Source organism: Ruegeria sp. N4, assembly GCF_056531425.1.
The window spans coordinates 322,787-342,358 of the sequence record NZ_JBQFLT010000001.1 but is presented as its reverse complement, the minus strand read 5'-3'; the positions used below and the strand labels follow the sequence as shown (position 1 = coordinate 342,358).

General features: G+C 59.1%; 20 protein-coding genes. 9 read left to right on the top strand and 11 right to left on the bottom strand.

The window, feature by feature from the left end; translation table 11 throughout:
- The first annotated feature begins 50 nt into the window (after positions 1-50).
- From ACR0LW_RS01640 to ACR0LW_RS01630, 3 genes are all read left to right on the top strand, one after another.
- On the top strand, positions 51-866 hold the full coding sequence (locus ACR0LW_RS01640; protein ID WP_480881415.1) for a chromate resistance protein ChrB domain-containing protein: 816 nt from the start codon (positions 51-53) through the stop codon (positions 864-866).
- A complete protein-coding gene (gene chrA / locus ACR0LW_RS01635) occupies positions 863-2,116 on the top strand; it encodes a chromate efflux transporter (RefSeq protein WP_480881414.1) in 1,254 nt (417 codons plus the stop codon). Before ACR0LW_RS01640 ends, chrA begins: the two co-directional genes overlap by 4 nt.
- Positions 2,117-2,192: 76 nt before the next feature.
- The gene (locus ACR0LW_RS01630) at positions 2,193-2,651 is read left to right on the top strand and encodes an SspB family protein (RefSeq protein ID WP_480881413.1); all 459 of its coding nucleotides are present in this window, start codon (positions 2,193-2,195) and stop codon (positions 2,649-2,651) included.
- A gap of 29 nt (positions 2,652-2,680) precedes the next feature.
- Here the strand turns inward: ACR0LW_RS01630 and ACR0LW_RS01625 are convergent, their stop codons facing one another.
- Positions 2,681-3,244, bottom strand: a complete 564-nt coding sequence (locus ACR0LW_RS01625) for a hypothetical protein (protein ID WP_170450829.1) — start codon at positions 3,242-3,244, stop codon at positions 2,681-2,683.
- Between the two features lie 207 nt (positions 3,245-3,451).
- Between ACR0LW_RS01625 and fumC the strand changes: the two genes are divergently transcribed.
- The 4 genes from fumC to ACR0LW_RS01605 are packed head-to-tail and all read left to right on the top strand — an operon-like array spanning position 3,452 to position 5,902.
- The gene (gene fumC, locus ACR0LW_RS01620) at positions 3,452-4,846 is read left to right on the top strand and encodes a class II fumarate hydratase (protein WP_480581286.1); all 1,395 of its coding nucleotides are present in this window, start codon (positions 3,452-3,454) and stop codon (positions 4,844-4,846) included.
- Positions 4,846-5,022: a DUF4169 family protein gene (locus tag ACR0LW_RS01615; RefSeq protein WP_170450832.1), complete on the top strand. Its 177-nt coding sequence runs from the start codon at positions 4,846-4,848 to the stop codon at positions 5,020-5,022. Before fumC ends, ACR0LW_RS01615 begins: the two co-directional genes overlap by 1 nt.
- A complete protein-coding gene (locus ACR0LW_RS01610) occupies positions 5,019-5,240 on the top strand; it encodes a ribbon-helix-helix domain-containing protein (RefSeq protein WP_170518449.1) in 222 nt (73 codons plus the stop codon). The genes ACR0LW_RS01615 and ACR0LW_RS01610 overlap by 4 nt, the downstream gene beginning before the upstream one ends.
- A gap of 59 nt (positions 5,241-5,299) precedes the next feature.
- Positions 5,300-5,902, top strand: a complete 603-nt coding sequence (locus ACR0LW_RS01605; protein ID WP_480581289.1) for a DNA-3-methyladenine glycosylase I — start codon at positions 5,300-5,302, stop codon at positions 5,900-5,902.
- Positions 5,903-5,905: 3 nt separating this feature from the next.
- Here the strand turns inward: ACR0LW_RS01605 and ACR0LW_RS01600 are convergent, their stop codons facing one another.
- From ACR0LW_RS01600 to ACR0LW_RS01585, 4 genes are all read right to left on the bottom strand, one after another.
- Positions 5,906-6,787 carry a fructose bisphosphate aldolase gene (locus ACR0LW_RS01600; RefSeq protein WP_480881409.1) on the bottom strand — a complete coding sequence of 294 codons (882 nt, stop codon included), beginning with the start codon at positions 6,785-6,787 and terminating at the stop codon, positions 5,906-5,908.
- Between the two features lie 73 nt (positions 6,788-6,860).
- Positions 6,861-8,210, bottom strand: a complete 1,350-nt coding sequence (locus tag ACR0LW_RS01595) for a cytochrome P450 (protein ID WP_480881407.1) — start codon at positions 8,208-8,210, stop codon at positions 6,861-6,863.
- On the bottom strand, positions 8,207-9,409 hold the full coding sequence (locus tag ACR0LW_RS01590; protein WP_480881405.1) for a hypothetical protein: 1,203 nt from the start codon (positions 9,407-9,409) through the stop codon (positions 8,207-8,209). Before ACR0LW_RS01590 ends, ACR0LW_RS01595 begins: the two co-directional genes overlap by 4 nt.
- 55 nt (positions 9,410-9,464) lie before the next feature.
- Positions 9,465-10,217: a cytochrome c biogenesis CcdA family protein gene (locus ACR0LW_RS01585; RefSeq protein WP_480881403.1), complete on the bottom strand. Its 753-nt coding sequence runs from the start codon at positions 10,215-10,217 to the stop codon at positions 9,465-9,467.
- Between the two features lie 113 nt (positions 10,218-10,330).
- Here ACR0LW_RS01585 and ACR0LW_RS01580 point away from each other — a divergent pair, with 113 nt between their 5' ends.
- Positions 10,331-10,564 (top strand): sulfurtransferase TusA family protein, encoded by a 234-nt coding sequence (locus ACR0LW_RS01580; RefSeq protein ID WP_170450846.1) that lies wholly within the window; start codon positions 10,331-10,333, stop codon positions 10,562-10,564.
- 50 nt (positions 10,565-10,614) lie between these two features.
- On the opposite strand, the gene ACR0LW_RS01575 is transcribed toward ACR0LW_RS01580, so the two are convergent.
- The 6 genes from ACR0LW_RS01575 to purC all read right to left on the bottom strand — a co-directional run bounded on the left by ACR0LW_RS01575 (position 10,615) and on the right by purC (position 19,053).
- Positions 10,615-13,428 (bottom strand): Rne/Rng family ribonuclease, encoded by a 2,814-nt coding sequence (locus ACR0LW_RS01575; protein WP_480881400.1) that lies wholly within the window; start codon positions 13,426-13,428, stop codon positions 10,615-10,617.
- Between the two features lie 518 nt (positions 13,429-13,946).
- Positions 13,947-15,281 carry a sigma-54-dependent transcriptional regulator gene (locus ACR0LW_RS01570; protein ID WP_170450850.1) on the bottom strand — a complete coding sequence of 445 codons (1,335 nt, stop codon included), beginning with the start codon at positions 15,279-15,281 and terminating at the stop codon, positions 13,947-13,949.
- 11 nt (positions 15,282-15,292) lie between these two features.
- Positions 15,293-17,071, bottom strand: coding sequence for a sensor histidine kinase (locus ACR0LW_RS01565; RefSeq protein ID WP_480881398.1), 1,779 nt, complete (start codon positions 17,069-17,071; stop codon positions 15,293-15,295).
- Between the two features lie 36 nt (positions 17,072-17,107).
- Positions 17,108-17,776, bottom strand: coding sequence for a phosphoribosylformylglycinamidine synthase subunit PurQ (gene purQ, locus ACR0LW_RS01560; RefSeq protein ID WP_170450854.1), 669 nt, complete (start codon positions 17,774-17,776; stop codon positions 17,108-17,110).
- Positions 17,777-17,801: 25 nt separating this feature from the next.
- Positions 17,802-18,032: a phosphoribosylformylglycinamidine synthase subunit PurS gene (gene purS / locus ACR0LW_RS01555; RefSeq protein WP_117872765.1), complete on the bottom strand. Its 231-nt coding sequence runs from the start codon at positions 18,030-18,032 to the stop codon at positions 17,802-17,804.
- Between the two features lie 265 nt (positions 18,033-18,297).
- Entirely contained in the window at positions 18,298-19,053 is a 756-nt protein-coding gene (gene purC, locus ACR0LW_RS01550) for a phosphoribosylaminoimidazolesuccinocarboxamide synthase (RefSeq protein ID WP_170450855.1), read from the bottom strand.
- A gap of 187 nt (positions 19,054-19,240) precedes the next feature.
- Here purC and ACR0LW_RS01545 point away from each other — a divergent pair, with 187 nt between their 5' ends.
- Positions 19,241-19,561, top strand: a complete 321-nt coding sequence (locus tag ACR0LW_RS01545; protein ID WP_170518424.1) for a DUF1476 domain-containing protein — start codon at positions 19,241-19,243, stop codon at positions 19,559-19,561.
- Positions 19,562-19,572 lie beyond the last annotated feature (11 nt).

The window sequence follows — 19,572 nt, the reverse complement described above, 5'->3', positions numbered from 1 at the left end:
GAGGCGTCAGCCCAAGTTTCGCATGTATCCGAGACTACAAGGAACATGCCATGGCATCGCCAAACTCCATTACCCCAAAGCAATTGTCGCGTCTGATCGGAACACCTCAGGCTCCGATGCTGGTGGATATTTGTCTGGACGAAGATTTTGCGGAGGATCCGTATCTGATCCCCGGTTCATTCCGGCACCCGGCCGCCGATATTGCGGGGCTTGCACGGCTGGTCTCGGATCGCCGCAGCGTCATCATCTGTCAAAAAGGAAAGAAACTCAGCCAAGGTGTCGTTTCCTGGCTGCGCAGTGAAGGCTGCGCCGCTGAGTATCTGGATGGCGGCATGTATGGTTGGCGCGACTTGCGCGACAGCCTGCGCATTCCGGCCGCGTCTGTGCCGTCGCCGGTTAACGGGCAGACACTCTGGGTCACACGGCACCGTCCAAAGATTGACCGTATCGCCTGCCCCTGGCTGATCCGTCGCTTTGTCGACCCCAAGGCCAAATTTCTGTTCGTCGCGCCAGCCGAGGTGGAAAGCGTCGCAGAAAAATTCAACGCCACGCCCTTTGACATCGAAAACGCATTCTGGAGCCACCGAGGCGACGCCTGCACATTTGATACGCTGCTGGATGAGCTGTGCCTACGCTCCGAGTCGTTGGATCGGCTTGCAACCGTAGTGCGGGCAGCCGACACCAATCGCCACGACCTTGCCTCTGAGGCCGCCGGATTACTGGCCATCTCGGTCGGCCTGTCCCGACAATACCGTGACGATCACGAAAACCTTGAGGCCGGGATGCATCTCTACGATGCCCTGTACCGCTGGGCGCGCGACGGGTTTGAGGAAACCCACGACTGGCCAATGGATCGCAAGTCATGACACCATCGCTCAAAGAGATGATGCAGGTGTTCGGCAGGATTGGCCTTCTGTCCTTCGGAGGCCCGGCCGCCCAGATTTCGCTGATGCATCACGAATTGGTTGAACATCGGCCCTGGCTGGATGAGCAAGCCTATCTGCGAGCCTTGTCCTTGTGCATGTTGCTGCCGGGCCCCGAAGCCATGCAACTGGCGACCTATGCGGGGTGGCGTCTGCGCGGCGTGACCGGCGGGTTGATTGCCGGAACCCTGTTTGTGCTGCCCGGCGCGATTGTGATCGCGGCCTTGGTGATGCTTTACGCAGCATTTGGCACCCTGCCCCTGGTTCAGTCGGCCTTTCTTGGGATCAAGGCCACGGTCATCGTGATTGTTATTCAAGCCTTGCTTAAACTGTCCCGCAAGGCGCTGTCAGATGTGGAACACCGCATCCTCGCGGGTCTCGGGTTTCTGGGCATTTTCCTGTTCAACATTCCGTTCCCTTTGATCATCCTGACGGCTGCTCTTTGGGGGTATCTCAGTTTCAAGGGCGCGGTGCCCGCACCCGAACCCATCGCTGCGCCGACCTTCGCAAAACCGTTTCGTACGATAGCCATTTGGCTGCCCCTGTGGCTGGGGCCGCTGGTCCTGCTGACACTGTCGGGGCACCAACTGCTCAGCGATCTGGGCTGGTTCTTTGCCCGTCTGGCGGTTGTGACTTTTGGCGGCGCTTACGCGGTTCTGGCCTACATGACGCAGACGGTCGTCGACCAGTACAACTGGATCAGCACAGGCCAGATGATCGACGCGCTGGGCCTTGCCGAAACAACGCCGGGGCCGCTGATTCTGGTGACGCAGTTCGTTGCCATGCTGACCGGGCAGCTAGACGGTGGCGTCACATTGGCGCTGGCGGCGGGTGCTGTGTCGCTATGGGCGACATTTGTTCCCTGTTTCCTCTGGATTTTTCTGGCCGCACCCTATCTGGACAGCCTTGCGACAAGGCCAAGGCTGACAGCCGCGCTGCACGGCATCACGGCGGCGGTGGTCGGCGTGATTCTCAACCTGTCCGTGTGGTTCGCCCTAAACGTTCTCTTTGATGTGGTCGGTCAGGCAAGCTGGGGGCCGCTGTCAACTCCTGTTCCGGACGTGTTATCCGCAAATTATACTGCTCTGGCCCTGACATTTGCCGCAGGACTATTGATTTTCAAAGCAAAATTGGGGATGGCAACGGTGCTGGCGCTGATGGCCCTGGCTGGCATGGCCATCCATCTATTCTGATCAATCCGGCCATACCTGCTCTTTCGTTTCCAGTTAAAACGCCTATGCTGGGGATAACCACTTTCGAGGATCACACATGTCGCAAGACATCGACTATGGAAACCTGATGCACACCGCCATGCGCGGTCTCATCAAAACGGTTCTGACCGGCGTTTCCGAAACCGGCCTGCCCGGCACCCATCATTTTTTCATCACCTTCGACACCCGTGAACCCGGCGTCCAGATCGCGGATTGGCTGCGCGAGCGGTATCCAGAAGAGATGACGATTGTCATGCAGCACTGGTTCGAAAACCTTGAGGTTGGCGAGACCGGCTTTGCCATCACTTTGAACTTCGGTGACGCGCCCGAGCCGCTGTATATCCCCTATACCTCCATCAAAACTTTCGTGGACCCGTCCGTCGAGTTCGGCCTGCGGTTCGAAAGCCCCGAAGATGACCTGGAAGAAGACAATTTCATCGAAGAATCGATTGAGGTTGAAGAGCCCGAGGAACACCACGACGCAGACGTCGTCTCGTTGGACAGCTTCCGCAAATAGGCCCTGAAACCCCGCGACCCACGCGGGGTTTATTGTTTCTTCAGAAACGTTTCGACCGAGCGGGACTTTTCGCCGTTGATAAAGCGCGAGAATGACAGGTTCAGGCCACCCTCGGCCAGAGTGCGGTCGAACTGCTGCAATTCATATCCGCCGGTCTCATCGATAAACAGTGAAAACACGGTCATCGTGTCCCCGTCGATGCGGCCCCAGACAAAGGGTTCGCCTTTCATGGGGTCCAACGGAACCTCATGACCAAAGACATTGCGCTTCATCGCGGCGGCGAACACGTCGGGACGGTCAGACGGTTGGAAATCGATAGAAAACGCCTGTTCCTTAACGCGCCCGTCCAGCTTGTAGGTCGTTGTTTTCCAACTGACGTTAAAGCCGTTCTTGGTCTCGTGAATCGAAACGCTCATGTCTCGGGGCGTGCTTGTTCCGTCCGCGTCCACCACATTTGCCGAACCGATATAATCTCCGACAAACGGCGTTACGTCGGCGGCGCGGGCCGACACGCTTAGAACTGCGATCCACAAGGTTGCGGCCAAAGCCACCGCGATGGCTTTGATTGGCGATATCCGTTCAGATTCGGGCATTTAAACCTCCTCGACCGCAGCCACCTTATTCTAAACATGCGCGCGGTGCGCACAATGGCACAATCCTGTGCGGTGCAAATTAAAATGTTGTCATCCGGCGGCTATACCTTTCGGGACCGTATGTCTAAGGTGCGCGCAACTGGCCGATTGCGTCACAGCGTTGTGGCCGCTAAACGGCATACGACTGCATACCAGACGGAGTGACAGATGTCTCAGACCCGCACCGAATCCGACAGCTTTGGCCCGCTCGAGGTTCCTGCCGACAAGTATTGGGGCGCGCAGACGCAGCGCTCGATCATGAACTTCCCCATCGGGTGGGAGAAACAGCCCGTGGCCATCGTGCGCGCGCTGGGCGTGATCAAGCAAGCCTGCGCCATGGAAAACAAGGCGACCGGCAAGCTGGACGCCAAAATCGCTGACGCGATCATTCAGGCCGCTGGTGAGGTATTCGAGGGCAAGTTTGACGACAACTTCCCTCTGGTCGTCTGGCAGACCGGTTCGGGCACGCAGTCGAACATGAACTCGAACGAAGTTATCGCAAACCGCGCCATCGAGATTCTGGGCGGCGTGATCGGTTCGAAAGACCCGGTGCACCCGAACGATCACTGCAACATGGGTCAGTCCTCGAACGACACCTTCCCCACCGCCATGCATATCGCCACCGCGATGAGCGTGCGCGACGTGTTGCTGCCGGGTCTTGAAAAACTGGCCTCGGGGCTGGAACAGAAGGCCGAAGAGTTCAAGGACATCATCAAGATCGGCCGGACCCATACGCAGGACGCAACGCCCCTGACACTGGGTCAGGAGTTCAGCGGCTACGCCCACCAGATCCGTCAGGGGATTGCCCGTGTGCACGCGGCGATGCCGGGGATCTATGAACTGGCGCAAGGCGGCACAGCCGTCGGCACCGGCCTGAACACCCAGAATGGTTGGGGTGAAGCGGTCGCAGGCCATATGGCCGAGATCACCAGCCTGCCCTTCGTCACAGCGCCGAACAAGTTCGAGGCGCTGGCCGCCCATGACGCGATGGTCTTCCTGTCTGGTGCTTTGGCGACGATTGCAGGCAGTTGCTACAAGATCGCCAACGATATCCGGTTCCTGGGCTCCGGCCCGCGTTCTGGTCTTGGTGAACTGATCCTGCCCGAGAATGAGCCCGGCTCGTCGATCATGCCCGGCAAGGTGAACCCGACTCAGGCCGAGGCGCTGACTCAGGTCGCGGCCCATGTGATGGGCAACAACGCCGCGATGACCTTTGCCGGGTCGCAGGGGCATTTTGAGCTGAACGTCTATAACCCGATGATGTCCTACAACCTGCTGCAGTCGATCCAGTTGCTGGGCGATGCCGCCGACAGCTTTACCGAACGGATGCTGTTGGGCATCAAGGCCAACGAACCGCGCATCGACAAGCTGATGAAGGAATCGCTGATGCTGGTTACGGCGCTGGCTCCGACCATCGGTTATGACAACGCCACCACCGTTGCCAAGACCGCGCATAAGAACGGCACGACCCTGAAGGAAGAGGCCATCGCGCTGGGTTTTGTCGATGAGGCGACCTTTGACGCCGTTGTCCGGCCCGAGCAGATGATCGGCCCGAAAGACTGATGGGCAAGCCGGTCAATCTGAACCGGTTTCGCAAAGAAAGGGCGCGGGCCGAAAAGAAGGCCCGCGCAGATCAGAACGCTGTCGCCTTTGGGCGGACCAAGGCCGAAAAAGACGTCGTGAAACTGCGGCAGGACAAGCAGAAGCGCGACCTGGACAATCACGAGCTGGATGAATGAGCGGCCGTCCCGTCAAACGGTCCCTGACGCTAAAAGGGCATCGCACATCGGTGTCTCTGGAAGATGAGTTCTGGCGGGCCTTTCGGGACATAGCGCAGGAAAAAGATCAACCAATCAATGCTTTGGCGGCAGAGATTGATGTGGCCCGTGATCCCGAAACAGGGCTGGCATCCGCTATTCGGGTTTTCATTTTAGATTGGTATCGCAACAAGGTTTGACCCTTGTCAGCGCGTGCTCAATGCGTGTAACGTGAATTGAGAACAAAAAGGGTACATGCATGACGGACACAGCCATTGGACCAGACGGCAAACCTCGGTGCACGTGGTCTTTGGCCGCGCCCGAGTTCCCGGAGTATCATGACAATGAATGGGGATACCCGGTGGCCGATGACCAGCGTTTGTTCGAGAAACTGTGTCTTGAAAGCTTTCAGTCCGGCCTCAGCTGGCTGACGATCCTGCGCAAGCGCGAAAACTTTCGCGCGGCCTTTTGTGGATTTGATTTCAACAGGATGGCCGAGTTTTCCGATGCAGATGTCGAACACCTGTTGCAGGACCCAGGCATCATCCGCCATCGCGGCAAGATCGAAGCGGTGATCAACAATGCCCGCCGCGCGCAAGAACTGGTCGCCTCGGAAGGCTCTCTGGCCGCTTATGTCTGGCGGTATGAGCCGGAAATCCCGCCGCCGCCACGCAGCGCCTCAACCTCGGCTGAATCCATCGCCATGTCGAAGGACCTGAAAAAACGCGGTTGGAAATTCGTCGGACCCACCACGGTCTTTGCCTTCATGCAGGCGATGGGATTGGTCAATGACCATGCCGAGGGCTGCATATGCCGGGAAAAAGCGGCGCAGATGCGCCGCGATTTTGTCAAACCGGTCTGAGGCTTAGCAGGACGCGTTGAAGATCTTGTCGATATTGCCGCCCAAAGCCGCGTTGAACTCGGCTTCTGATTGCTGCTTCGACAGTCCTTCGGTCAATGCGCGCGAGAACGAGGCGATCATCTTGCCGTTCTGACCCAGAAGATCACAGGCCTGCTCGGTCGAATACCCGCCCGACAGCGCCACGACACGCACGACGCGCGGATGATCTGCAACCTCGTCATACAGGTTCGCGTTGCTCGGGATGGTTAGCTTGAGCATCACATCCTGCCCCTCGTCCAACTGGTCGAGGTTTTTCAGCAACTCACCCTTCAGGATATCTTCGGCCTCGGCCTTGGTTTCCGAGTTGATGTTCACCTCAGGCTCGATGATCGGAACCATGCCTGCGGCGACAACCTCGCGCGCAACGTCGAATTGCTGCGCGACCACAGCGGCGATGCCTTCGGCGTTGGCTTCGTGGATGACCGAGCGTTCCTTGGTCCCGAACACGCCCTCAGCCTTGCCCAGGGTTTCAGCCAGCCCCGGAATGGGCTTCATCATCTGAACGCCATTGGTCTGATCTTCCAGCCCTTTGTCGATTTTCAGGAACGGCACGATCCCTTTGACCGACCACAGATAATCGGCCACTTTGCGACCTTCGATTTCCTCGCCCAAAGTGCGTTCGAACAGGATCGCGCCGATCACTTTGTCCTTGGTGAAGTCATCCGCCAGAATGATCCGTGCGCGCATTTGCTGGATTTCGCCGAACATTTCCTCGTCCGAACCATATTGCGAGGCATCCACGCCATAAAGCGCCAGCGCCTTGGGAGTCGATCCGCCGCTTTGATCCAGTGCTGCGATAAACCCTGCGCCATTGGACATCTGCGCGCGCTGTTCTGCTTTGGACATAATGTTTTCCCGTTCAAGAATGATTCCGATTTCATTCTTCGCATACAGCACGGCGTTGGGCGATGATAGTTTGTTAGCGCTCAACCACGCGCAACCAAATGCCGTCTTTCGATCTGACGGTCAGATGGGCCACCGGAACCGGTGTTTTTTCGGCGATTGTTTCGAATCTGAACCTGCGCAGCAGCGTGGACAGGATCAACGGCCCCTCGACCATCGCAAACCCCGCCCCGGTACAGACGCGCGGGCCGGTGGAAAACGGGATATAGGCGTCGCGCTGACAAGACTTGCCATTTTCGGTGTGCCAGCGTGCCGGATCGAATGCGTCGGGGTTATCCCACAACCGTTCTTGGCGGTGCAGATGCCACGGGCTGATCACGATCTGGGACCCCTTCGGCACTTCTCGATTGCGAAATCTTTCAGGGCAAGAGGCTTGCCGCACCATCATCGGCACCGGTGGGTACAGCCGCAACGCCTCGCGAAACACATCGCGGCTGAGCTTCAGCTTGGACATGACCGCAAATGAGGGGTCGTCCAACGCCTCGGCCTCTTGCGCGACTTTCCCCTGCCACTCAGGGTACAGCGCCATCAGGTACAACGTCCACGCAAGCGCCGAGGCGCTGGTTTCATGGCCCGCCAGAAAGAAGATCGCGACCTGATCGATCATCTCTTCGGTGTCAAAACATGCGCCGGTTTCGGGATCAGGCGTCGTCATGATCTTGGTTGCCAGATCATCCGGGGCCTGACCTTGGGCAATCGCCACAGCCCGCTCGGACGTGAGCCTGGCGATCAGGTCGCGGATTTCCCGAGCCGTCTGACGGGTGCGTTTCGAATGAAACCGGGGCAGCCAGCGTGGCAGCGGCACAAAGGCCGCCAGATTCAACAACGGTTGTTCGCGCTGATAGGTTCGGAACTTACGAAACACCTCGGCGGCGATTTCGTGCTCGATCGGTACGGAAAACAGCGTCCGAAAGATCACATCGGCAGCGGCGTGGCTGGTCACCTCTTCGCATTCGACCTCAGCCCCGGCCTGACCGCGCAGCCGTTCAACGCAGGCGTCGGCGGCGGCCAGCATGGCGGGAAACGTGTCTTTCAGACGTCCGCCCTCGAAAGCAGGGTCGATTATGCGGCGCTGGCGTTTCCAGACCTCGCCATTGGTCAGGAAGACCGAATTGCCCAACAATGGGTGCAGCCCCTCACTGATACGGCCGGATTTAGGGAAGTCGTCGGGGCGCTTTTTCAGAACGGTTTCAACCAGGTCCGGCTGGTTGATCATATAGGACCGGAAGAAGGGCGTTCGAAACTCAGCCATCCAGGCGCGGTACAACCGCTCGGGCTGCGCGGACAGTAGGTCACGGCGGAACAGTTTGAGATAGCGCCACAGCGAAACACGATCAGGACGAGAGCGCGGCTTGGGCGGGGTCATGCGCTGATGCTCGTATGTTTCGAAACAGCGGTCTCGATGCGGGTTTTGGACGGGGTTCGCCCTTTGAACCGTGCGCCCAGTGTCTGGGGGCCCGCCGTGATGCGGAAGTAGTCATAGGTTCCGGGTTGGTCAAAAGCGCAAAGGTATTGAAAATGCAGCCGGAAGAATTTCCACCGCAATTCCCGCCACCGCTGGGATGACAATGTCTGAGTAAACGCCGCCGACAGGACAAGAGGCCAAATCTTGTCCGGCCCGGCCACCCCGCTAACCGCAACCGGATCGCAAAGGGCAAAGGAACACCCATCGCCCGGCGCTGAAACATCGACCCAGGTCACGGCCTTTTGCGACGACAGAAACCGCAGATCACCCCGCAGTTTTGTGGCCTGGGGCAGAAACGAGACCATCGGAACCACCTGCCCGAGCGTCAAAAAGGACAGAACCGGCCTGCCCGGCAGATCGCCCCGCGCGCGGATCAGATCGGCCAGAACGGACACGCCCAGATGCGCGCCAGAGCTGTGGCCGACGACCAGAACCTCATCCGCATCTGTGTCCAGCGCGGCATCAATCAGGTGCACAAACTCATCCAGACGATCTTGCAGCCCGGTTGGAGTTTCCCCGTTCAGTTGTGCGGAATAGGCGTAATCGTGCATGAGGTAGTAGGCGAACAACCGGTTATCGATCTTTCGAAACCATTGAAGCAGCAGGTAAGCTAAAGCCAATGAGGGCAACAGACCCCACCAACCCAGAGTAGCCACCGCAACCGCCACGACGATCATCGCAGCCGCCAATTGCAGTAAGAGCATCCCAACCGGATACAGCGCCGCGATCACCGGCCCTTTCCGCAACTGACTGAGCTGTTTCAGCGTGCCGGTTGAGATATAGGTCCACGCCGTCCGCCCGAGTTGAAGATAGGACGCCAAAATCGACCCGGACATGCTGTCGCGCACGATGTCGGACCAGACCAGAACGTCTATGTCCGTCTGGACCTCCATGCCATCCTGAACCGATGTCACCTGCCAACCAAATGGTCCTTCGACAGGTTTGGGAGACATAGCAATCTCATAGCCCGAAATTTCGGCCTGCGTCTGCGACTCGGTCCGATATAGCTCACGGTACCGGCGTGCCGGAATCGGGTCGTAGCCGGGGATGTAGAACACCCGGCGATTACGCACCTGAGGCTGATTTGTATGACTGCTCATGGCCTTACCTTCTGCTGCGCAGGTTAACGCAGCATTGCAGCCAAGGTAAGGTGGATCAGCCCAGAACCGCCAGCGCCGGGAAGGTTTCCAGCAGCCACCAGCTGAATTCTGTGAACAGACCGGTGATCAGCATGATCCCAACGAACAGCAGCAGACCGCCCATCACCTTCTCAATCGTGCCCATGTATGGCTTGATCCGGTTCATTACACTCATCGAGCGGTTCAGGAACATCGCCGCCAGCAGGAACGGAATGCCCAACCCGGCGGCATAAACGCCCAGCAACAGCGTGCCGCGCGCAACTGACGCCTCGGACGCGGCCAGGGACAGGATGGCCCCTAGCTGAGGGCCAATGCAGGGCGTCCAGCCAAATGCAAAGGCAAGACCAAGAATATAAGCGCCGAACACCGAGCCTCCGGAATCGCCGGTTTCAACCCGCGCCTCGCGATCCAGCAGCGGAATGCGGAAAACGTTCAGAAAGTGCAGACCAAAGACGATAACCACCGCGCCCGAGAGCTTGGAAAACAGCACCTGATTCTTCAGCACAAACGCCCCAAACGCCGAGGCGGTAAAGCCCAGCAGCAGGAAGACGGTCGACAGGCCCAGAACAAAGAACAGCGCCGACAGGGTCGCCTTGCGACGCGCGCGCGCCTCATCCTGCATCTCATTGATCGTCACGCCGCTCATATACGCCAGATAGGGCGGCACAATCGGCAGAACGCAGGGCGACAGAAAACTGATCAGCCCGCCGATCATGGCGATGAACATGGCGGGCAGCAGCCCCGCGTCGATGATATCAATTCCGAACATGACTAAGCACATATGGTATCAGGTGGATTTCGTCACGGGGCCATTCAGTCACATCCTCGTGGTCGTATGTTGCATGCTGGACAGCGTCGCCCGTTGGAAATATCTCAATCAACATGACTGACGAACCCGAGATACTCGACGCGCTAGGGCTTTTGTGCCCCCTGCCCGTTCTGAAAGCCCGAAAGCGGCTGAAATCCTTACCTGCCGGGGGGCTTTTGCGTGTGCTGGCGGATGACCCGGCCGCAATCGTCGATGTTCCACATTTCTGCATGGAAAGCGGCCATAACTTGCTGTCGCAGGAAGAAGAGAATGGCCATCAGGTCTATCTGATCCAAAAATCAGCCTGATCGGATCGAGTCAAAGAAAAAGGCGGGCACCTGGCCCGCCTTTCTTTTGTCTACTGGCCCAAAGACCACCATCCGCGCCGTTTTGGCTTGGGTGGTTCGCTGGGTTTTTCCGGTTCTTCCGCCACCGTTTCCAAGACCGGTTCGGCTGCGGTTTCTTCTGCAACCGGCTCGGCAGGCGTGTCTTCGACGACGGGTTCGGTTGCAACCACTTCCGCCTCAACAGGGTCTTCCTGAGCGTCTGCGGCTTCGATTGGCTCTTCCACCGTCTCGGCAACTTCAACAGCCTCGGCCTGAACCTCTTCGGGCTCAGACACCGCAGGGGCTTCGGCTTCCGCAGCAACCTCTTCGGCTTCGGGTTCTGCAACAGGCTCAGCGGGGGCTTCCTCAGTCGCTGCTTCCGGGTCACCGGTTTCTGCCTCAGCTTCGGCCGCAACCGGTTCCGCATCCTTCTTCTTACGGCGCGGTGCACGGCGGCGTTTTGGCTTCGCAGGCTTGTCCTCATCTTCGGACGCGTCGGAACCCTCTTGGGGTTTGGCATCGTCAGAGGCATCCTCGTCAGAACCCGCCTCCTCGCTCACGGCATCAGAATCTGCCCCGGCGTCTTGCTGTTCACCCGCATTGCCACCCTTCTTCCGACGGCGACGGCGACGCTTGCGCTTGGGCTTGGTCTCTTCGTCGGCCTGAACGGTTTCCTCTTCAGCCTCATCCTCATCGGTCGCATCGACCAGATCCATCAGCGAGGCATCCGCAGACACAACAGGCGCGGTCGCTTCGGGCACGATCCGGCTGGCGGTCTTGAACTTCTCCATCGAGAAATCGGGGCTGACCAGATGCAGATCGCCTTCGACCCGTACCGACAAACCATAGCGCGCCTCGATCTGAGCGATATGTTCGCGCTTCTGGTTCATCAGGAAGTTTGCGATGCTCACCGGGCAACGAACCAACACCTCGCGCGAGCGGCGGCGGGTGCCTTCCTCTTCGATCTGACGCAGGATCGACAGCGCCATATTGTCGTCCGAGCGGATCAGGCCGGTGCCATGACAGGCCGGGCACGGCTGCGTGGTCGCTTCCAGCATACCGGGGCGCAGGCGCTGGCGGCTCATCTCCAACAGGCCAAAGCCCGAGATGCGGCCAACCTGAATGCGCGCACGGTCGGTTTTCAGCTTGTCTTTCAGGCGCTTCTCAACAGCGGTGTTGTTCTTGCGCTCGTCCATATCGATAAAGTCGATGACGATCAGACCGGCAAGGTCACGCAGACGCAACTGCCGCGCCACTTCCTCAGCCGCCTCAAGGTTGGTCTTGAGCGCCGTTTCCTCGATCGAACCTTCCTTGGTGGCCCGGCCTGAGTTCACGTCGATCGCCACCAGCGCCTCGGTCACGCCGATCACGATATAGCCACCGGATTTCAGCTGCACAGTCGGGTTGAACATCCCCGCCAGATAGCTTTCCACCTGATAGCGCGCGAACAGCGGCAGCGCGTCCTCATACCGTTTCACGTTCTTGGCGTGCGACGGCATGATCATCTTCATGAAGTCCTTGGCGATGCGATAGCCGCCCTCGCCTTCAACCAGAACCTCATCGATATCGCGGTTATAGAGGTCGCGGATCGACCGTTTGATCAGATCGCCTTCCTCGTAGATTTTCGCGGGCGCGATGGATTCCAACGTCAGCTCGCGGATCTGCTCCCACAGACGCTGCAAATATTCATAGTCGCGCTTGATCTCGGATTTGGTGCGTTTGGCCCCGGCGGTCCGGATGATCAGGCCCGCGCCGGTCGGTACGTCGATCTCGGCTGCAATCTCTTTCAGCTTCTTGCGGTCGGGGGAATTGGTAATCTTACGGCTGATCCCGCCACCGCGCGCGGTGTTTGGCATCAGAACGCAGTAGCGCCCGGCCAGCGACAGATATGTGGTCAGCGCAGCACCCTTGTTGCCGCGTTCTTCCTTGACGACCTGCACCAGCAGAACCTGGCGCACCTTGATGACTTCCTGAATCTTGTAGCGACGCGGCCGCGGCTTGCGCGGAGGGCGAATATCCTCGCTGTCATCTTCATCCGCAACCGATTCGATCGAAGCATCCTTGGCAGTTGCATCCGATGGTGCGTTACCGTCTTCGGGGTTCTCACCTTCGGCATCGGCCTTGGCTTCTTCTTCAGCCTGCTCTGGCTCGCTCACCTCGTCCGACGAGTCCGCAGCGTCCTCTGCCGAGGCGTCCACCTCTGCATCGGCCTCACCCTCTGCTTGCGTCTCAGCCGCAGAGTCAGTTTCTTCCGCGGCCTGCTCATCGGCCTCGACCGCTACATCCGCCGCGTCTTCTGCAGGCGTTTCCTCATCCGCCGGCTCTTCCACCGGAGTGTCTGCAACCAAATCAACCGGTGAGGTCCCCTCGGGCACCGCCAGTTCCGCCTCTTCCCCGTCTTCAAGATCGATGGTTTCCATGCCGCTCGGTTCGGACGACACTTCAATCGACTCGACCGCATCATCGGATTTCACATCCGCCGCCTTGGTCCGCGACCGCGACCGGCGTTTTTTCGGCTTGGCCTCTTCCGCCTCATCCCGGGCCTTCATGGCCTCGGCATAAGCGCGTTCTTCTTCCATCAGCGCCTCACGGTCGGCGACGGGGATCTGGTAGTAATCGGGATGAATCTCGGAAAACGCCAGGAACCCATGCCGGTTCCCGCCATAATCCACAAAGGCCGCCTGCAGCGACGGCTCGACCCGGGTTACTTTTGCAAGATATATGTTGCCAGCAAGCTGGCGTTTGTTTTCGGATTCAAAATCGAACTCCTCGACCTTGTTTCCGTCGACCACCACGACGCGGGTTTCCTCCGCGTGGGTGGCATCGATAAGCATTTTCTTAGCCATGTGTCCTTGGTGCACCGCGCCAAACGCGTTGTCCTGACCCGTCCAGGCGGACAGGCGCTTTTGGGGAGGTGTCTTGTCAGGGCGATATCAGACGGCGCGCGGCAGGGTCTGGCGCTTTGGCCCCCTGCCCGGTCTCTCAATCGTTGCGCGCGCGTCATCGCGGTTCTTCTCCGACAGGCGCGATTAGGATCGCTGCCTGCCCATTTATTCCTTTCACCCAACGCATCGGGCTCAGGTACTCAACTGCCCCATGGATCGGGGCACAATCGGTCTGCTTCGCGGTGAAAACCAAAGATCACCTGTTGCGACGCAGCGAAACTCAAAGATTCGGGGCTTAAAGGCGCAAAAATGGCCCGGCCCGTTCGGACACAATAAAAGCAGTCCTGTGGAAAACACAATGGGCAAACTGCATCCCGTCCATCTCAAACGCGCCGCGCCCATCTTCTTCTGTTCAAAAATACCTCGGGGGGTGAATTGAGCCTATGGCTCAAGAGGGGGGCTGGTCCCCCTCCCCGGCCTCACAAATAGTCCGACCGTTGAAGCCCGTATTTCGCCATCTTCTCATTCAACGTCCGACGAGGCAGGCAGAGCTCATCCATGACCGAGGCAATAGAACCTTTATGTCGCCGCATCGTGTTGTCGATCAGCATCCGCTCGAATGCCTCGACATATTCTTTCAGCGGCTTGCCTTCGGTGGTCATTACCGGCTGCATTTCCTCGTGATCCGACATCAGCAAGGATGCAATCGTCCCCGACCCACGCCGCGATTGCAGCACGGCCCGTTCGGCGATGTTGATCAACTGACGCACATTCCCCGGCCACGGGGCCTGCAACAGCTGCGCCGCTTCCTGAGCGCTGACCTGCGGCGCATCACAGCCATATTCCTCGGCAAATTGCTCGCTGAGGCGGGTGAAAAGGGTCAGAATGTCTTCACCTCGCTGACGCAGCGGCGGCATGGTGATCCGCAACGCGGCAAGCCGATAGAACAGGTCCGGGCGCAGCACGTCTTCGCTGGTCTTTCCGGCCTCTTGCAGGTTCGAAATCGCAACGATGCGTGTTTCCGCCGGGGTGCCCTGTTCGTTCATCACGCTCAGCAACCGCGCTTGCAGCGTGTCACTTAGGGCCTCCACATCCTCCAGTACCAGCGTCCCACCACGGGCTTCCTCAATCGCAGGCAGTTGAGCGTCTTCGGGCATCATGGGGCCAAACAGGCGCTTGGACAAAGCCTCTTCTTCCAGTGCCGCGCAGGACACCAGAACGAACTTTTTACCCGCCCGGCTGCCAACCGCGTGCAGGGCATGGGCCACCAGCGTCTTACCCGTTCCGGTCTCGCCGTCGATCAGTACATGGCCGTCCGCCTGCCCCAGATCCAGAATATCCTCGCGCAGGCGTTCCATGACCGGGCTGGCCCCGATCAGTTTGTTCATGATTTGGGTGCCGCCCGACAGCTCGCGCCGCAGCGCCCGGTTGTCCAGCGTCAGACGCCGCGCATTGCTGGCGCGTTTGGCCAGTTCCGACATGCGATCCGGATTGAACGGTTTTTCAAGGAAATCGAACGCCCCAACCCGCATCGCTTCAACCGCCATGGGTACATCGCCGTGACCGGTAATCATGATCACCGGCAGAGTGCTGTCCGCCCCCATCAGCTTTTTCAAAAGCTGAATACCATCCATCCCGGGCATCTTGATGTCCGAGATCACAATGCCCGGATAGTCCGGCCCCAGCACCTTCAACGCATCCTCGGCGCTGGCAAAGGTTTCGGTGTCATATCCGGACAATGCCAGCCATTGGCTGATCGACTGGCGCATGTCCTGTTCATCATCCACAATGGCGATCTTCATGGCCTGTGCCATAGTCTTCCCTTTTATTCTGCGGCCTCAAGGCCGTCGCTTCCCAGTATCGGCAATTGCATCTCGAACACCGCGCCGCCGTGTTGTCCGTTGCGCGCGGTTAGCCGTCCACCATGGTCGTTCACGATCCCGGACGAGATGGCAAGCCCCAGTCCGACGCCATCGCCGGGCTGCTTAGTGGTGTAGAACGGCTCGAACAGGTTCTCGATATCCTCGATCCCGTAGCCGTTGTCGCGCACGGTCAGCACCGCCATGTCACCCGCTGCCAGGATGATTTCCACATCCGGCTCTGCCACCGATTTGGTGGCGTCCAGCGCGTTGCGCAAGAGGTTGACCATCACCTGCTCGATCCGCATCCGGTCACCCATCACCACCACAGGTTCTTCCGGCAGGATCTGAGTGATCTTCACATGTCGTTGGCGCAGTTGCGGTTCCATCATCGACAGGGACGAGGCCAGTGCTTCACCAAGATTTACAGGTGAAAACGCGTCCGCCCCTTTGCGGGCGTAGGATTTCAACTGCCGCGTGATTGCGCCCATGCGCTCGATCAGACCATCGATGCGACCAAAGCTGGCCAACGCTTCTTCGGGGCGGTTGCGACGCAGCAGCAGACGCGCGCCAGCCAGATAGGTTTTCATCGCGGCCAGCGGTTGATTGAGCTCGTGGCTCACCGCCGCAGACATCTCGCCCAACGCCGCCAGTTTCGAGCTTTGGGCAAGGGTCTGCTCGGCCAAATCCAGCGTCTTTTCAACCCTTTCCCGCTCAGCGATTTCCCGCTGTAGCCTTGTGTTCAATGCGCGAAGCTCTGCCGACTCGCGCTGGAACAGGGCCATCCGCAAGGTGGCCCGACGGCTGAGCGCATAGAAGGTCAGCGCCAGAAGAATCGCAAATCCCATGATTTCCAGCGCAAGCACGCTGTTCACCCGCTCGCGCACCGACTCATAGGAGGTGAACGAGGTCATCTGCCAGCCGCGGAACGGGATGCGTTTTTCCATTCGCATCACCGCCTCACCCTGAAGGTAGGCGTCGGGCGGAAGCGCCGTCCAATCGGTCGTGGCCCGGATCGCACGTTGAATTGCGCCCTGAGGTGGTTGCCGCAGCATCGCCGACGCCTCATCCAGACCGCGCCATTGCGGCTCGGTGGACAGGATGATGTTGCCGGTGCTGTCGGTCACAAGAACGGCGTGCGAAATACCGGCCCAGGCCCGCTCGAATTTCTGCAAATCGACCTCGACCACGATCACGCCGAGGATTTCGGCCGCACCCTGTATCCGGCGCGAATAGACAAAGCTGTAGCCGCCGGACTCCCTTGGTATGACCGAAAACAAGGTCGAATTGGCCCGAATTGCATCCACGAAATAAGGCGCGTTGCGATGCGCCTCACCCAGTCGGTTTCGGTCGGTGGCGGCAACCGTGCGCCCGTCTCCATCCAGCAGCATCAGCGACGCGGCACCGATTTCCTCGACGAATGAAATCAGGCGTTGGGTGGACAGCGTATAATCACTGGATTGCAGCGCCGAGATCAGCGTCGGGTCGCGCGACAGCAATTGCGGCACAATGGCGTTGCGGCGCAGTTCGCTCAGCAAGTTGCCGGAATCCAGCGCCAGCCTAAGTTCGGCGCTGTTGCGGGTGTCTTCGGTGAAGCGGTCGGTCAGCAGACGGTTGGTGATCCAGACCGTTGCTACCGTGACCAAAAGCAGCAGGATGATGGCCAGACGCAGCCGCCACCCCAGAGGTGCCCCGCGAAAGGGTCGTGCCAGTTTGGACCAGCCTGTGCGAACCTCGGTACTCATCCCCAGAAGGTACGCGCGCTAGGGCCCAACCTCAAGTCACGCCGGAGCGAGCACGCCCGACAATGCGCGGAACAATGCCGTACCATCGGTGCCGCCGTGACCTTCATCCGCGGCCCGTTCCGGGTGCGGCATCATCCCGAGAACACGACGGTTTTCCGACAGAATACCAGCAATATCCCCGACCGAGCCGTTCGGGTTCTCGGTATAGGTGAACGCAATCCGATCCTGATCGCGCAACGTGGACAATGTGGCGTCATCCGCAAAATAGTTGCCGTCGTGATGCGCAATCGGAATGCCGATCACATCGCCAGCATTGTAGCCTTCGGTAAAGGCGCTGTTGCTGGTTTCGACCTTCAGGCCGACGGTTCTGCAGATGTATTTCAGCCCCGCATTGCGCAACAGCGCGCCCGGCAGGATACCGGTTTCGGTCAGGATCTGAAAGCCGTTGCAGATACCCACGGCATAGCCGCCACGCTCGGTATGCTCGACCACCGCCTTGCAGATCGGCGACTGGGCCGCAATCGCGCCGCACCGCAGGTAGTCGCCATAGGAAAAGCCGCCCGGAACGCCGACGATGTCGATCCCGTCGGGCAATGCCGCATCCTTGTGCCAGACCATATCGACCTGAAAACCGGCTTGCTCGAAAGCCACGGCAAGGTCCCGGTCGCAGTTCGAGCCGGGGAATACGATGACGGCAGCACGCATGGCAGACCCTCCTTTGCGGGTAATATCAGACCAGTTCGATCTCGTAGCGTTCGATGACCGTGTTGGCCAACAGCTTCTCGCACATCTCGGTCACGTCAGCCTCGGTCGCGCCGTCTGCCAGCTCAAGGTCGATCACCTTGCCCTGGCGCACACCTTCGACCTGATCAAAGCCCATGGCGCCCAATGCGTGCCGCACAGCCTCGCCCTGCGGGTCCAGCACCCCGTTCTTGAGCATCACATGCACCCGTGCTTTCATTTTCGCAACTCCACCTGCGGGCCGCGCGTCAGGGCCCATTTCGTTGCGCGGGGGATAGCGTGGTTGCGGCCTTGGGACAACCCTGTTTGCACTGCAGTTTGACGCAGGCCGTTTTCTGACCGCCACCGACAGGTTTCTACGACAAAGCCGGGCACTACGCCCAGCCCCGCATCTGCCGGGCGCGACCACGCCGGAGGCCGTCAATTCCCAAAAAACAAGCGCCACCGGTTTCGCGGCGGCACTTGTTTTCAATCAGCCGGAAGGATCAGTTGATCAAAGTCGGCTTGGTCACGTTGCTTTTCGGCAGCACACCCAGACGGCGCGCGACCTCGGAATAAGCATCGGTCAGATTGCCCAAATCACGGCGGAATACGTCCTTGTCCAGCTTTTGACCGGTTTCAATATCCCACAACCGGCAGCTGTCGGGGCTGATTTCATCGGCCACGATCAAGCGCTGGTAATCGCCATCGAAAACGCGCCCGATTTCGATCTTGAAGTCGATCAGGCGAATTCCGACAGCCAGCATCAGGCCGCTCATGAAATCATTAACGCGCAGCGCAAGGCTTAGAATATCGTCCATGTCCTGCTGGCTGGCCCACCCGAAGGCGGCGATGTGTTCCTCGGTGACCAGCGGATCGCCCAGCGAGTCATCCTTGTAGCAATACTCGACAATCGGGCGCGGCAGCTGCGTGCCTTCGGCAATGCCCAGACGTTTGGACATCGTCCCTGCGGCATAGTTCCGCACGATCACTTCCAGGGGCACGATCTCGCAATTGCGCACCAGTTGCTCGCGCATATTCAGGCGGCGGATGAAATGCGTGGGTACGCCGATCTGGTTCAGACCGTTCATGAAGAACTCGGACAGGCGGTTGTTCAACACGCCCTTGCCATCGATCACGTCCTTCTTTTCCGCATTGAACGCGGTGGCGTCATCCTTGAAATACTGCACAATCGTGCCCGGCTCGGGGCCTTCATACAGAATCTTGGCTTTGCCTTCGTAGATTTTCTTGCGACGCGCCATAAGCGACCTTTCCAGACTGATCAGAGGGATCGAGTCCCCTCACGTTGGCGTCCTCATAGTCCAAGCCCCCTCTTCCCGCAAGTTTACAGACCAGCGAGACTTTGACACAGCGCAAATACCTTGCACCGATGGTCCCGTATGGTCATATCATCAATGCAGACATCCTAACCCAAGAGGCCCCTGTCCCATGACCACTTTTGACGAGCGTGAAGCTGCGTTTGAATCGAAATTTGCACATGACGAAAAGATGCAGTTCATCGCCCGGATGCGCCGCAACCGGTTTATGGCTGTCTGGGCCTCGACCCTGAAGGGCGAGACCGTTGAACAGGCGCGCAAATACGGGCAGGAACTGGTTCATACGGACCTGCAGAATGTCAGCGAAGATGACGTGATCAACGCGGTCAAAGGCTATCTGGGCGATCTGGCGGATGAAGCCAAGATCCGGTCCAAAATGGCAGAACTGCTGGTTGAGGCCAAAGAACAGGTCATGGCCGAGGCCGATATCTGACCCTTCTCACA